The following is a 284-nucleotide window of genomic DNA, read 5'->3' as shown; positions in this document are numbered from 1 at the left end:
CTAGGGTCAGGACCCATAAACCGGATTCCCTTGGCGGCGCGAATGTGATTCAGGCTCGGCGACAGCAGGAGCGTGGGTTTGAGCGAGTTCTGGTTGAGTGAAGAGCAGTTCGAGCGGCTTCGGCCGTTGCTGCCGGACAAGGTTCGAGGGGTTGCGCGGGTTGATGACCGGCGTGTGATCAGCGGCATCATCCACGTGGTGAGATCGGGCGGTCGCTGGGTCGATGCACCGGCCTGCTACGGTCCGAGAAAGACGCTGTACAACCGGTTCGTGCGGTGGGCGGC

1 protein-coding gene is annotated in these 284 nt (G+C 63.0%); it reads left to right on the top strand.

The features are described 5' to 3' along the window. Positions 1-78: 78 nt before the first annotated feature. A partial coding sequence (locus ACX0GZ_RS14785; RefSeq protein ID WP_458817515.1) for a transposase occupies positions 79-284 on the top strand: 206 nt, incomplete at its 3' end.

Source organism: Sphingomonas aestuarii, from assembly GCF_054457155.1.
This window is presented reverse-complemented; position numbering and strand designations above follow the sequence as displayed.